Raw genomic sequence first — 14,332 nt, 5'->3', positions numbered from 1 at the left:
GTTTACGTCCTAATAAAAAGGGTATCTATTAAATTAACAGAGTAAAGGAGGGGCCTATATTGTGAATAAAAAAACGGAACAATTGAAGCATCACGTTACTGACAATCAATACAAACATGCTTTAACAACAAATCAAGGGGTAAAAATAGCTGAAGATGAATTTTCTTTAAAGATGGGCTTAAGAGGCCCAACCTTAATGGAGGATTTCCACTTTCGCGAGAAAATGACCCATTTTGATCACGAACGAATTCCCGAAAGGATTGTTCATGCACGCGGGGTTGGCGCTCATGGTTATTTTCAACTTTATGAATCTTTAGAAGCATATACGAGAGCTGATTTTCTTACAAATCCTTCAAAGAAAACACCTGTATTTGTACGTTTCTCAACCGTTCAAGGTTCTAAAGGATCCAACGACACAGTAAGAGATGTACGCGGATTCGCTACAAAATTTTATACAGATGAAGGAAACTATGATTTAGTAGGCAATAATATGCCAGTATTCTTTATCCAAGATGCTATTAAATTCCCTGATTTTGTCCATGCAGTTAAACCAGAACCACATAATGATATTCCTCAAGGAGCTAGCGCTCATGATACCTTTTGGGATTTTGTTGCACATAACCCTGAGTCCACGCATATGGTCATGTGGCAAATGAGCGACCGTGCTATTCCGCGTAGTTTACGAATGATGGAAGGTTTTGGAGTTCACACATTTCGACTCATTAACGCAGAAGGAAAAGCCCATTTCGTAAAGTTTCACTGGAAACCTGCCCTTGGGGTTCATTCATTAGTATGGGATGAAGCTCAAAAGATTGCTGGGAAAAATCCTGATTTCCATCGTCAAGATTTATACGAAGCAATTGAAAAAGGCGATTATCCGGAATGGGAGCTTGGATTACAGTTAATTACAGAAGAAGATGAGCATGCATTTGATTTTGATATTTTAGATCCAACGAAATTATGGCCGGAAGAAGAAGTTCCTGTAAAAATAGTTGGTAAAATGACATTGAACAAAAATGTTGATAACTTCTTTGCGGAAACGGAGCAGGTAGCTTTCCACCCTGGTCATGTCGTACCAGGTATTGATTTTTCAAATGACCCTCTTCTGCAAGGAAGATTATTCTCCTATACAGATACACAATTATCTCGTTTAGGAGGACCTAATTTCCATCAAATCCCTATTAATCAGCCTGTATGTCCTTTTCATAATAATCAACGTGATGGTATGCATCAAATGCAAATTCATCGTGGTCAAACAAGCTATCATCCTAATGGCTTAAATGACAATCAACCCGCAACCGTCCAAGCAGAACAAGGAGGATATGAGCATTATCAAGAAAAGATTGATGGATATAAAATTAGAGGGCGCAGTAAAAGCTTCCTTAACTTTTATTCTCAGGCTAAACTTTTCTATAATAGTATGAGCCCTATTGAAAAGCAACATATAAAAGAAGCTTTTTGCTTTGAAGTTGGGAAGTGCAAATCAGACATGGTGAAGGCAAATGTAATTGCTCTTTTAAACCACGTCGATCGTCAATTAGCACAAGAAGTCGCTAACATTATTGGAGCTCCTTTACCTAAGGAAAATCACGAAGTAAATTCAGATGCAAAATCACCTGCACTCAGCATGTCCAATACTATTTTTAAAGCTGATTCCAAAAATGTTGCAATTCTATTAAATGGTGACCCAAGCATCTCTCTTCTGTCCGAATGGATTCAAGCTTTTGCACAGCATCGAATTAACTATAGCATCATAGATAATAAAATTTATCATTTCAATAATTCCATTAAAGTAACGGATACTTATACAACAGCAGACTCCTCACTTTTTGATGCAGTATTAGTGTTTAGTAGTAAATCTGTCATTCAACCCCCTGTTTTAGAATTTGCAGAAACTACTTTTAAACATTTTAAACCGATAGCTCATGTCCTTAGTGACCCTCATGCTTTAGACCATAGTAAGGTGAAACTGGATGGAGCAGGAGTTTACAACTTAACAAACACTTCAATTGAGTCATTTATAGAAGGCATTGCCCAAGGACGATTCTGGAACCGATAATATAATGTAAGGAGCGGATTAGAATGAGTAAAAAAATTGCTATTTTAATAACGGATTATTTCGAGGACACAGAATACACAGAGCCAGTAGAAGCTTTTAAACAGAAGGGATATGAATTAACAACTATTGAAATGGAAAAAGGTAAAACGGTACACGGTAAACAAGAAAAAAGCGAAGTCGTAATTGATAAAAATATTGATGGTGTTTCTCCAGAAAACTTTGATGCACTCTTCATACCCGGCGGATTTTCTCCAGATATACTTCGTGCAGATGAGCGTTTCGTTCGCTTTAGTAAAGCATTTATGGATGCAAAAAAACCTGTTTTCGCTATTTGTCACGGACCTCAGCTACTCATCACTGCACAAACACTTGAAGGACGTGATGTCACTGGATATAAATCTATTGAAGTCGATTTAAAAAACGCCGGCGGAAACTTTCATGACACAGAGGTTGTCGTATGCCAAAACCAGCTAGTCACAAGTAGACAACCAGAAGATATACCGGCGTTTATTGAAGAATCATTGCGTATATTAGGATAGTTATTATAGGTTAACCAAAATAGCTGTTTAGCTACTTTGGTTAACCTTTTTATTTGTATGAAAAATAAAAAGGAATGTCATTTTTAATGGCCTGCGAATTCCCCCTTTCTTTGTCCCAAAATTTCTAATCACTTTTCATAGGCATTTCTCATATAGTGAAAATGACTATACGATTCCTATCCATAAGTTAAATAATGATTTTACACATATATAAATACAAGAGATGGGAGCCTAACTATGAACAACAATCCCCCTTCAACGCCCCAAGACAACTCCGAAAACAATAGCCGTGACATTACACTGCAAACATTAAGAGTCATCAGACTCGTCGTCCTTATTAGTGGTTATATCCTCGTCGCTCTCTCTGAAGTAGGTGAGCTGAAAGTCTTATTAACGAACCCAAATAGCAATCCTGATTTAGCTGAAGTTGATCCGTTTTAAAAGCCATGTGAAAAGCGATTTCTAGCATCGCTTTTCATATCATTTTATCCAATCTGAGAAGCCTCCCCCTCATACTTCTCTCTCCCAATCGCCTTCATAAATAATAAAATACTGCTCATACCCACGATAAAGTACAGAGCACTCATGCCCCAAGATGCAAGAAATGAACCTAGCATAACACCTAATGCTCCGTTCATTTTTGCCACTTGAAAGACCATTCCGTTAATCGCCATGTATGAGCCTCTTGCCTCATTTGGCACCATATCTGCCATAATAGATTGACGTACTGGCACATACATCATCTCGCCTACCGTTTGGAACAGCCCTGCAATTAATAAAATCCATAAACTATTGCTTGTTCCGAGTATTGTAAATCCAATCGTGTAAATGAATAAGCCTACATATAAGATTTTCAAATCATTGAAGCTTTTCAGCATTTTAATAAGAAGTGCTGAACATAACACAACTAAAATTGTATTCTCTGCAGAAATCCAGCTCAACATGCGAATACCTGTTAAATCAAACGTAAAACCATCCCCGAATAAAAAGTGCACCGTTTCAAATTCCTTCTGCAAACGTACCCCTAAATAATTATTAATTTGAAACTCTAACGATAATGTACATATACTCGCTGCACAAAAAATTAAAAATGCTTTATCTTTCATCACGACTTTATAACTATCTACCATATCTTTTAATACATTTTTCTTCTCCACCGTTTTTCGTGCTACATACACTTCTTCCATATACACAGCCATCACATATAAAGTCATAATGGCAACAAGCGTTAATACGATAAACAATTGTAGTCTATAGTTTTCAAATAGTAATCCTCCAAATATCGCTCCAATGGCAATCGATAAATTAATGGCCCAGTAACTAATGCTGTACATCACTTTTCGATTTTCAGGTGTACTCACATCAATTAACATCGCCTCTGTCGCAGGATTCATAAGTCCAGACCCTAAACTATTCACTAACATAAACACAAATGTTAGCCATGGTGAGTCAATGTAATCCGAATTCGCAACTCCCATACAAGCAATGGAAATGACTTGTATACTTTGACCGATAATCATAACCTTTTTACGCCCAAGCCGGTCTCCAACATATCCACCGTATAAACCAATTACTAATGAAGCTATGACATTAATGAGTAGTAACGCACCAGCAATCGCACTACCTAACTTTATTGAAAAATAAATCGCCATAAATGGAAAAATCATCGTGGACACAGTACGTGTTAAAAATGATGTTATAATTCTAATTTTTATATTTCGATGCATACTCCAAAATCCCATTGTTTCCCCTCCTTATGCTTACTTATTTTACTTTGAAAAAAAGGAAGAAAAAGGTTAGAATATTCTAAAGAGTTTCCCCTTTTATGATAGAAGGAAGTGTATATATGAAAATTATGGACTATTACATTCGATTAAGATTACATGCACAAGATCAACAACATATACGAAATAGCTTACAAGAATTAGCAGATGTTTTATATTGCAGTACGAAAAACGTAAAGATTTTATTAAAGAAAATGAGCGAGGAGCAATTAATTAGCTGGACTCCAGGGCGAGGCCGCGGAAATAAAACGGAAATTCTATTTATACATAATTTCGTAGAAGCGATTGAGTCCTATACAGATGAACTGTTAGCGAAAGAAAAATTAAAAGACGTTTTTCTTCTTTTAAAAGGCCCCCTCCCCCTTGCACTTCAAAAAAAGATAGAAAATAAACTACATCATCATTTTGGATACGAACCTTCAAATGATATGTACGACATATTAAAGATTCCTATATCGAGAAAGATATTTCCATTAGATCCAGCTTTTGTAGCTGTAACTACAGAAAGCCATCTTACGAGTCAAATTTTTGATACGTTAGTCGTTTATAACGATGTTACTGAAAAAATGGAACCACACATTGCGCATACGTGGGAATTAAGTGAAGATGGACTTACGTGGACCTTTTATTTACGAAAAGATATATATTTTCATAACGAAACAATTTTAACTTCTAAAGATGTACAATTTTCATTTGAAAGACTAAAACAAGTTCAATCCCCTTTCGAATGGTTAACAGAAGAAATTATTCAAATTGAAACACCATCACCACTGCAAATTCAATTCCATTTAGCAAAACCAAATCTATTTTTCTTACACTATGTAAGTTCAATGCAGCTCGCAATTTTACCGCGTGATGCTAGTATTCAAAATAATCATTATATAGGTACTGGACCTTTCAAACTTGCTCATTACTCTGAAGATAATATCGTACTCGAAGCGTTCACCCATTATTTTAAAGAGCGCGCGTTATTAGACCGTATTGAATTTTGGGGTATTCCTGACCATGTGCAAATAGATGCTGATTATGAACTACCAAACGAAGAGGAAAATGAAAGGCATGATATACAAATAGAAGAAATAGGCTGTATTTATGCTGGCTTCAACTTTACAAAACCTGGTCCTCATCACGACATTTACTTTCGAAAAGCTTGGAGAGAACTATATGATGTTGAAATGATACTTCGTAACATAGAGGGTAGACGAACAATTGCTGCATCAAGCTTCTTCCCTGATAGAAGCCGCCAAGCTACTAAAAGGTCCTACTCTTTAGAAAAAGCGAAAGAGTATTTAAAAAAGAGCACCTATAACGGAGAAACGATTCATATTTATTTCTTCGCATTTAAAGACAGTGCAAATGACGCATATTTCCTAAAAGAACGTTGCGAACAATTAGGCATACATGTAGAACTTCACCCATTTCTCGTTTCAGATTATATGGATCGTTCTATCGATACACATGCCGATATTATTTTCATGGGAGAAGTATTTGCTGCTGACCATGAACTCGCATTCTTAAATGTGTTTAAAAATAAAAGTTGCTTCGTAAATCGGTTCATGGATCCGCACTATGAAAAACAAATTAACTGTTTACTTGATACATTTTTATTAGAGGCAAATAAAGAAGAACGCTATGAGCTCATGTATGAAATCGAAGAATTTTTACAAGTAGAGCACATCATTTTATTTAACTATCACGTTTTAAAAAGAAAAACATACCCTTCTTCTTTAAAAAACGTAACAATTGATTCATTCGGCTGGGCAAATTTTGCGAAGTTATGGATACAGCCATCCATGTATTAACATGCAAAAAAGCCCCTTACAAAAAGGGGCTTTCCAATCATTCTTTATTCTCATTACTTCGCAAAACTTTCAGCCAACTGTTTCTCTCTCCACATAAATGTAATGCCGAGACCAACTATTAAAACAACGCCTGAAAATGCATATGGATAATGAATATTCATATCAAATAATATTCCGCCCATCGCTGGTCCTGCGATATTTCCTAAACTCGTATAAGTCGAGTTCATCCCAGCAACGAATCCTTGCTCTTTTCCAGCTGCTTTTGATAAAAACGTCGTTAAAGCTGGACGAAGTAAATCAAATGCAAGGAAAATAAAGCACGTAACGAGAAGTACAATCCAATAATTAAAGACTACAGTTGAGACGAATGCTAACACTGCACCTACAATTAAACATATTTGAATTAATACTTTCTCACCGAACATGTCTACCAATTTGCCAAACATAAATACTTGCACAACTACCCCAAAGATTGAACTAATTGTAATAATTGCTGCGATATCTTTCGGTGTGAATCCAAATTTATGATCAGAGAACAGACTAAACACAGTTTCATATGCTGATAATCCGAATGCGAGTACAAATACGATAATAAATGCAATTGCATACATTGGATGTAATGATTTCTTTAAATCACCAATAAAGCTTGATTCTTTCGTATTAGAAGAAATCTCTGCAAGCTCTTCTTTCGTTAACGGTTCTTTTAAAATAAATATCGAAATCACACATGCTATAAAGGCAATTGCTGCTGCAACAAAAAACGGCACACGTATACCGTATTCTGCAATAAATCCGCCGATTCCAGGCCCTATAATGAATCCAGTACTAATAGCCGCAGATAAGTATCCCATCGCCTTTGGACGTTCCTGAATAGATGTAATATCCGCAACATATGCCGTAACACCAGGCATAATAAAAGCAGCACTAATTCCGCCTAACACCCTCGCTACATAAAGCATCCACACATCTTTTCCTAATCCAAAAAGAAGCTCTGAAACACCAAAAATAAATAATCCAATGATTATCATTTTCTTCCTACCGTAAAGATCAACCCACCGGCCTGTAATAGGTGAAGCAATAAGCTGAGCCATTGCAAACACTGCAACGAGATACCCCATCGTCTTCCCTGTTAAATGCATGTCATTCATAAAGGACGGCATAACCGGAATGATTAATCCAATCCCTAGAAAAGCGATAAATATATTACTCAAAAGAATGACCAGTACCATCTTTTGTTCTTTTATCGGTTTCTTCACTTTTAACACCTCTTCCCGTAAGCTCCTCTCAAAAAATAATGCCCAAGAAGCTTTTTCTTTATCCTGCTATTTGTGGGCTAATCATGAGTAGAGATGCCCCCTACTCGTTAGAATTTCACACTATCCTTCCACACATACATACGCATTAGGTGAATGACTATCATTCAGTTTTCCTCAAAAATGAACCTACCTTTTCAGACAGGTTCATCTCACTATTTCTTTATATGTAGTGCATGTGTTAAAAAATCTAGTACTTCTGCCTTTTGCAAATCCACCTGCTCATCATCTTTATGATCATATAAATACACTTGTTCCGCTGCTGATTCAACAAGAGCGATAAATAACTTCGCTGTTCGTTCTGCGTGAACCGAATCACGAATTTCACCGGCTTCTTTCGCCTCACTTAAAAATTCGCTTAACCACATATAAAGAGGCTCATATACAGCTTCCCACTCTTTTATATGTTCAGTAGATGCAAGACCCGCATACATTAAAGCTTGTATTTCACGGTATTCCTCTATAAAGTGAAACACCGCATCAATTACTTGGGCCACTTTACTTGAAAAAGGTACATCTTTTTGTACTTTTTCTTTCACTGCAAGTATCATCTTTTCAACCATCACTTCTGCTATTGCAGGCATAACAGATAGCTTAGAAGGAAAATATAAATAGAAAGTTCCTTGCGCAATGCCAGCTAATTTCACGATATCAGAAATCTTCGTTTTTTCGACGCCCTTCTCCTGAAACACTTCAATAGCTGCATAGACAATTTTCTCTTTTTTATTCATCATCTAAACCCTTTCACACGCATATTGAATGACTGTCACTCATTTTATAAGATAATCGATTGTACTGTCAATGATAGTGAACTCTAAGAGGAAGTCATTTTTTTATAATAAAATCTCCTAATAAACAATTAGGAGATAAAAATACAATATATCTTTAAGAAAGTGCCTTTAATCCTGTCACTCCGCATACAATAAGAGCCACACTAATGATACGTGCTTTACTTTTCGACTCACCAAACAAGAACATGTTTAATAAAACGGCTCCCGCTGTTCCAATACCAATCCAAACCGCATACGCGACACTTACTTGTAAGAATAAGAAAGATGTATACAAGAATGCGAAGGATGTAGCAAACCCACCTATATAAATCGCACCATTGGCTAATGTCTTATCTTTACTATACATTTTAAGTCCTATCACACCGACTATTTCACTAATTGCAGCACACAATACGAAAAACCACCCCATTTTTAAGCAGCTCCTTCCACAGTTTCTTCTTTATTGTCAGCTAACTTTAAACCGATAACGCCTGCTACTACCATAAGAATGAAGAATAGTTTGCCTGCGCTGAAACTTCCACCGAAAAGAAATACATCCATTAAGAAAGTACCTACCGTACCAGCTCCGGCGAAAACAGCATATACAGTTCCTGTTGCAAGATGTTCACACGCTTTAGAAAGGAAGTGAAAATCAACAGCGATAACTCCTAAAATAATAATCCAATGCCACCAAGTATTGGCTGTATTAAAACCAAACACCCAAAAAATTTCAAAGATACATGTTAATATGACATATAACCAAGCTTTATTTTTCATACCTCTCACCTCTTATGACTGACTATCAGTCATTTTTGTTTTAAAAAAATATACTCTTTCATCAATACTATATAAAAACAACTATCATCCTCATTTACCATTGTATTTGTTCCATTTCTAAGCTAACTGCATCCTGTCACATGAAAATGACTGAATGTCATTCATATATATTGTACATGAACATTTTAAAAACTGTCAATGCCGAAAGTTTATTTAAAATTTCTTTCATCTGATTTGTATATTTCTTAATAATCTGTCAATACTGCTAGTAACATAATATTTTCTCCACTCCCCCTTGGAGAGATCCCTTGAATGGAGCAGTTAGCTTTTGCTAGCTGCTCTTTTTTCCTTTTATTTCATCCAACATATCGAATCATCGCCACCTCATCACAATAATCAACCTTTGGACAATGTCTACAATCAACCCATACTTTCTCTGGTAGCGCATCTCTATTCACAAAATCAAATCCACACTTTTGAAAAAATACTGTTTCATATGTTAAGGAAATTACTCTTCTTACATTTATTTTCGTAGCTTCCTCCATTACATGATTTACGAGCATACGCCCTATCCCTTTCCCTGCATATGTATGCGAAACTACTAACGATCGTATTTCTGCAAGATCTTCTCCTAATACATGCAATCCAGCAACTCCAACAATTCTCTCGTCTTCTTTCATAACATATAAACATTGCAAATATTGATAAAGAGACAAAAGAGAACGTGGTAAAACAACTCCCTCTTTTGCATAAACCTCAATAAGACTATAAATTTCTTTCACATCACTCGTCACCGCATTACAGATTTTCATATTACATCCCCTTGCCCCTCAATATTAATATTTATAACTTAAAATGAATTTTAATTCATAATTTTATATAATAATACCTCTCTCTTTTCTCCTCGTCAATCACTTTATGCAAACAAAAAACCAAGCAATCTAATCGATGCTCGGTTCCTCATCTCGTATCGGCAATACTGTTGAATATTTAATTTCACGAAGGGCTAAACTTGTCTGTATACGTGTAATACCAAGCTTATTCAGCTTTCTAATAAACTGCTCCAGTTCTTTACGATCACGATTTGCAACCTTTAATAAATAATCGTACTCTCCTGTTAAACAGTGACATTCTAACACTTCCGGCATCGATTCTAATTCTTTCTCCAACACTTCCAGCTTGTCAAATTGATGAATATTTGTACTCATAAAAATAAAACATAATAAATCAAATCCAAGCTTTTCTTGATTTAAAATCGCAACTTGCTTATCGATGAAACCTTCCCCATCCAATCTTTTTATTCTTGCATGCATCGCAGCCGGTGATAAATTAACGCGACGTGCCAGCTCTGCATTACTTACTTGTGACTCCTTCTGCAATATATCTAAAATTTGTACATCCAAATCATCCAACACTTTAATAACAGACGACTCCATTACAATTCCCCCTTTTTTCTTACCGATGATTATTCGAAAAAATACCTTATACCTTACACAAAACTGAATATTATTCCGTAAATATCATTCATAACTAAATATTTTATCGAGTTTTAACCATTATACAAAAGAATATATTACACAATAAAGAAAAATGCTAAAATTATTTACAATTCGTATTGATTACAAAAAAGGGGATTTTAGCATGCCTTATTTTTACGTCTTTTTACTATTACTAACGAGCTTATTATGGGGAGGAAATTTTGTCGTTGGAAAATCACTCGTCGATCATGCATCGCCGATGACACTGACAAATTTAAGATGGATGATTGCGATTGTTTGTTTATTACCAATGGTATGGTTTAAAGAAAAGAAAATCCTTCCACCACGTACCGCAATACTTCCGTTAATATTGATGGGAATTTCAGGGGTCGCTCTTTTTAACATCTTTCAATTTTTAGCATTAGAAAAAACATCCGCTACAAATGTAGGTCTTATCTCTACTTTGAATGCAATTTCAATCGCATTATTTTCAGTATTATTTCTAAAAGAAAAAGTAAATACACTCCAAATCCTATCCATGATTCTTTCATTCTTCGGGGTTATCCTCGTCCTATTAAAAGGTGATTTCTCGCTTTTATTTTCACTACATTTTAATAGTGGCGATTTATGGATGATTGCAGCAGTTTGTATTTGGGGAATCTATTCTGTTTGTAGTAAATGGGCAACAAAAACAACTACACCACTTATGGCAACGTTGTACTCTGGTATTTTCGGCGTTATTTTATTACTACCGTTTAACATAGGTAGCTTCACTGTTTCAAATATAAATACTTCTTTCATCACATCACTTTTATATACTGGGCTTATTTCGACAGTTCTTTGTATGGTATTTTGGAATATTGGTGTACAAAAATTAGGCGCAACTACATCAGGTATTTTTCTAAACTTCAATCCAATTTTCACAGCCATTTTAGCATTCATATTCCTCGGAGAAGAATTAACGTGGATACAAATTTTAGGGACAATTGTCGTTGTAACAGGATGTTATTTATTTTCTCATTTCAAAACTGTTGCCGTTCAGCCAACTAGACCTTTAATACGAAAACATTCTTAATGAAAAAACATCGTCATCTGGGTTGGCGATGTTTTTATTTACTCTTCATTTCTTTTATATACTGCTTTTCCTCTTCTGGCGATAAACGTTCCGTCGCCTTGCCAGTATCTCCACCTTGAAGGCTCCATAAAAAGTTATGCTCCTCAACAGTTTGAGAAAAATCTCCTTTTTCCCATCTATTTATAATAGAAAATAACTTCATTTTATATTGAAAACCTGTACTATTTTCAATATCTCTTTTTACATTAGAAATCTCCTTTTTTGTCATCTCTACAAATCCCCATTTTTCAGAGGATTTTACCTTTTGGTGCACCATTTTATGCATAGTAGAAATAATTTCACCTTCACTAATTTGCGGAGCTTCTTCTGCAGCTTTTTTCTCTTTTTCGTTTGCCGCTCGCTCGATTTGAATATTTTTATTTTCTTTTTCCACATATGCAAGCAATTTCTTTCCGCCAACTATAGACGAGAAAATTACTATAATTGTAATGCATATACCTACGATCCATTTAAAAAGCATTATCTCTTCATCGCTTCCCTAACAATATGACTATCTACATATTGCTTAAACTTCACAATTTTTCCGTTCTCAAGTTGCCATACATGAACAAATTCTGCTTCAAATGATTTTCCCGTTTCTTTATAAATTCCTGAATAAACACCTTCAGCAATAATTACATCTTTTCCGTTTACTTCATGATACGTATTTACACTTGCTTTATAATCATCCCATTCTGATCCTAAACGGCTAAATACATTTTCCATTATAGCTTCTACGCCTTTATATGTTCCGCCATACGGGAACCCTTCTGCCTCTGTCCATTCCACTTTTTCAGAGAAGGCTTCTGCTAAATGCTTTGCATTTGAAGAAGCTGATCCTTCATACGTGCTTTTAATAATTTCTAAATTTGATTTAGGCATATTACTTCCTCCCGTTTATTTATTTTCACACAAGACGTAACCAATGTAGTTACATCTTGTGTAAAAAAATATTTAAATTGTTTCATTCGTAATTCATTAGTTGTAATCATTATAGTTACAATATTTCTTCAAGTCAACATTTATAAATAAAATTTACTTCGTTTTCATTACTTTCTCTTTTAAGAAACGATCTACGTATCCTTCTGCTTTTACTACGAATAAATACGCACCCATTGATAATAATGCAAGATCTAATTCATATCCTGGATTCTTTCCATCTCCTAATAAACCTGCTGCTCCATTTACCTTTACGATAGCTCCAGCTAAAATAAGAGCGAATAACAATCCTACATATCGTACACCTAAACCGATAATTAATAATATACCACCAACTAATTCAACTGTTGCTACGCCGTATGCAAGGCCACCTGGTAAGCCGATGCTTGTAAACCATCCTGCTACGTTATCGATACCTGATTGAAACTTCGCTAAACCGTGCGCAAAGAACGTTACTCCTAACACGATACGAATAATTAAATTCCCAATATATTGGTTCATTTTGAACTCTCCTTTTCGTTTTGTTATAGTGAACTTTTATTTACAAGTCAAAACAATACGGTATTTCAATTCATTCGTCAAATACTTTTTTAAAGAAAACAAAAAACATTATCCCTTTTACGGATAATGTTTTCTTACAAAATAGCGCTAATTCAAGCTTTTACTCTATCGCACAAAAAAGTTGAAACATTTTTCCAGCGCCAACATACGGCAATAAAGAAATATCCTCTTCTACAACCATTCCAACAACATTCACTTTCTCATCTACAGGTAAATCATGTGTGGCAACTTGCATCTCTCCTGCATATCTACCGTACAATTCATTATCAATTGTAATGCTGCCTTTCTTTCTTACAATTGTATGCATCGGCTTTATCACCACTCTATTTCCTTCCCTTGATTCTACAGATCGAATAACATCACGAGCCGGATCTAGTCTATTTGTATGCACTTGCTCCACCACTTTTAATACTTCTTTATCAGTTATAAATGATTTGTAACGCAATGGAATAATCCCTCTACTCGCACTAGCTACTTCTTGCATACTTTCCAAACTTGCGCTTATATCTCCAATCAATACTTTATCAACACCACAATCTTGAACAAGTTCTAAGTACGCTTCAAGCGGGCGCATATTGCGATGTTTTTCTAACGTTGGTAACCCCTCATATAACGGACCACGTTTTTCCGCATCTCCTGGAATAAATGCCATCGTCTTTATTCCGCACTTCTGTAAATATTGATTTTGTTTTTGTAAGAAGGACTTTGCTAGTCCCGTCTCTGGACGTGGGTAAAAATTATGCCACGCTTCTACATTCTCTACTCTTATATGTTCTGCAAGTAACTCTTTCCAAAATGACTTTGTAATCGTACTCGCATTTAAAGCTACTTTCATCTTGTGAGATACGCGGGCGATTTCTTTTGGCGTGATGCCATAGTCCATTCTTAAACCGGTAATGCCCCAGTTCAATAACTCTTCCACATTTTCATATGTTAGCCCTAAATGGTGTAACGATTTTGGAGAAACATCAACCATTAACTCCATTTCATTTTCAAGAGCCTGCTTCCCAAGTATCTGAATTAACTCTTTATACGTACCAGGATCATCCTCTGGTATATGAAGTGATGTAAAAATAGACAAAAATCCATTTTCCTTCGCCACTTTTAGCCACTCTTCTTGTTTCTCTACTCGTTCTTTTGAAAGATAAATGGAAACTCCGATCATATAAATCTCCCTTTCTATTAATAGAAAAAGA

16 protein-coding genes are annotated in these 14,332 nt (G+C 35.5%); 5 read left to right on the top strand and 11 right to left on the bottom strand.

The genetic code is table 11. The features are described from left to right. Window positions 1-61 precede the first annotated feature (61 nt). From BAQ53_RS03985 to BAQ53_RS03975, 3 genes are all read left to right on the top strand, one after another. Window positions 62-2,059 (top strand): catalase, encoded by a 1,998-nt coding sequence (locus tag BAQ53_RS03985; protein WP_001036545.1) that lies wholly within the window; start codon window positions 62-64, stop codon window positions 2,057-2,059. Between the two features lie 23 nt (window positions 2,060-2,082). Further along, window positions 2,083-2,598: a type 1 glutamine amidotransferase domain-containing protein gene (locus BAQ53_RS03980; RefSeq protein WP_000037535.1), complete on the top strand. Its 516-nt coding sequence runs from the start codon at window positions 2,083-2,085 to the stop codon at window positions 2,596-2,598. Window positions 2,599-2,835: 237 nt separating this feature from the next. After that, window positions 2,836-3,039 carry a hypothetical protein gene (locus tag BAQ53_RS03975; RefSeq protein WP_002163857.1) on the top strand — a complete coding sequence of 68 codons (204 nt, stop codon included), beginning with the start codon at window positions 2,836-2,838 and terminating at the stop codon, window positions 3,037-3,039. 44 nt (window positions 3,040-3,083) lie between these two features. On the opposite strand, the gene BAQ53_RS03970 is transcribed toward BAQ53_RS03975, so the two are convergent. Further along, a complete protein-coding gene (locus BAQ53_RS03970) occupies window positions 3,084-4,340 on the bottom strand; it encodes an MDR family MFS transporter (protein ID WP_000508200.1) in 1,257 nt (418 codons plus the stop codon). Between the two features lie 83 nt (window positions 4,341-4,423). Here BAQ53_RS03970 and BAQ53_RS03965 point away from each other — a divergent pair, with 83 nt between their 5' ends. Continuing rightward, window positions 4,424-6,184, top strand: a complete 1,761-nt coding sequence (locus BAQ53_RS03965; RefSeq protein WP_208906500.1) for an SgrR family transcriptional regulator — start codon at window positions 4,424-4,426, stop codon at window positions 6,182-6,184. A gap of 53 nt (window positions 6,185-6,237) precedes the next feature. On the opposite strand, the gene BAQ53_RS03960 is transcribed toward BAQ53_RS03965, so the two are convergent. The 6 genes from BAQ53_RS03960 to BAQ53_RS03935 form a co-directional block, all read right to left on the bottom strand. Then, window positions 6,238-7,440, bottom strand: coding sequence for an MFS transporter (locus tag BAQ53_RS03960; protein ID WP_061883805.1), 1,203 nt, complete (start codon window positions 7,438-7,440; stop codon window positions 6,238-6,240). A gap of 212 nt (window positions 7,441-7,652) precedes the next feature. Beyond that, entirely contained in the window at window positions 7,653-8,231 is a 579-nt protein-coding gene (locus BAQ53_RS03955; RefSeq protein ID WP_208906499.1) for a TetR/AcrR family transcriptional regulator, read from the bottom strand. A gap of 151 nt (window positions 8,232-8,382) precedes the next feature. Further along, complete coding sequence (locus BAQ53_RS03950) at window positions 8,383-8,697, bottom strand: DMT family transporter (RefSeq protein WP_046946562.1); 315 nt, start codon at window positions 8,695-8,697, stop codon at window positions 8,383-8,385. Between the two features lie 2 nt (window positions 8,698-8,699). Continuing rightward, window positions 8,700-9,044, bottom strand: coding sequence for a DMT family transporter (locus BAQ53_RS03945; protein ID WP_208906498.1), 345 nt, complete (start codon window positions 9,042-9,044; stop codon window positions 8,700-8,702). Window positions 9,045-9,400: 356 nt separating this feature from the next. After that, the gene (locus BAQ53_RS03940) at window positions 9,401-9,856 is read right to left on the bottom strand and encodes an N-acetyltransferase (protein WP_000686668.1); all 456 of its coding nucleotides are present in this window, start codon (window positions 9,854-9,856) and stop codon (window positions 9,401-9,403) included. Between the two features lie 129 nt (window positions 9,857-9,985). Continuing rightward, window positions 9,986-10,480, bottom strand: coding sequence for an Lrp/AsnC family transcriptional regulator (locus BAQ53_RS03935; protein ID WP_000446095.1), 495 nt, complete (start codon window positions 10,478-10,480; stop codon window positions 9,986-9,988). Between the two features lie 205 nt (window positions 10,481-10,685). On the opposite strand from BAQ53_RS03935, the gene BAQ53_RS03930 reads away from it, so the two are divergent. Continuing rightward, complete coding sequence (locus tag BAQ53_RS03930) at window positions 10,686-11,597, top strand: DMT family transporter (protein ID WP_001146239.1); 912 nt, start codon at window positions 10,686-10,688, stop codon at window positions 11,595-11,597. A 34-nt stretch (window positions 11,598-11,631) separates the two neighbouring features. On the opposite strand, the gene BAQ53_RS03925 is transcribed toward BAQ53_RS03930, so the two are convergent. From BAQ53_RS03925 to BAQ53_RS03910, 4 genes are all read right to left on the bottom strand, one after another. After that, window positions 11,632-12,117: a PRK06770 family protein gene (locus BAQ53_RS03925; protein ID WP_000897978.1), complete on the bottom strand. Its 486-nt coding sequence runs from the start codon at window positions 12,115-12,117 to the stop codon at window positions 11,632-11,634. Beyond that, window positions 12,117-12,518 carry a nuclear transport factor 2 family protein gene (locus tag BAQ53_RS03920; RefSeq protein ID WP_001126687.1) on the bottom strand — a complete coding sequence of 134 codons (402 nt, stop codon included), beginning with the start codon at window positions 12,516-12,518 and terminating at the stop codon, window positions 12,117-12,119. The genes BAQ53_RS03925 and BAQ53_RS03920 overlap by 1 nt, the downstream gene beginning before the upstream one ends. Before the next feature lie 153 nt (window positions 12,519-12,671). Then, on the bottom strand, window positions 12,672-13,076 hold the full coding sequence (locus BAQ53_RS03915; RefSeq protein ID WP_001077751.1) for a DoxX family protein: 405 nt from the start codon (window positions 13,074-13,076) through the stop codon (window positions 12,672-12,674). Window positions 13,077-13,236: 160 nt separating this feature from the next. Continuing rightward, on the bottom strand, window positions 13,237-14,301 hold the full coding sequence (locus BAQ53_RS03910; protein WP_208906497.1) for a DUF871 domain-containing protein: 1,065 nt from the start codon (window positions 14,299-14,301) through the stop codon (window positions 13,237-13,239). Window positions 14,302-14,332 lie beyond the last annotated feature (31 nt).

Origin of the sequence: Bacillus sp. B25(2016b), assembly GCF_001679765.1 — a bacterium.
GTDB lineage: Bacteria > Bacillota > Bacilli > Bacillales > Bacillaceae_G > Bacillus_A > Bacillus_A thuringiensis_K.
This window is presented reverse-complemented; position numbering and strand designations above follow the sequence as displayed.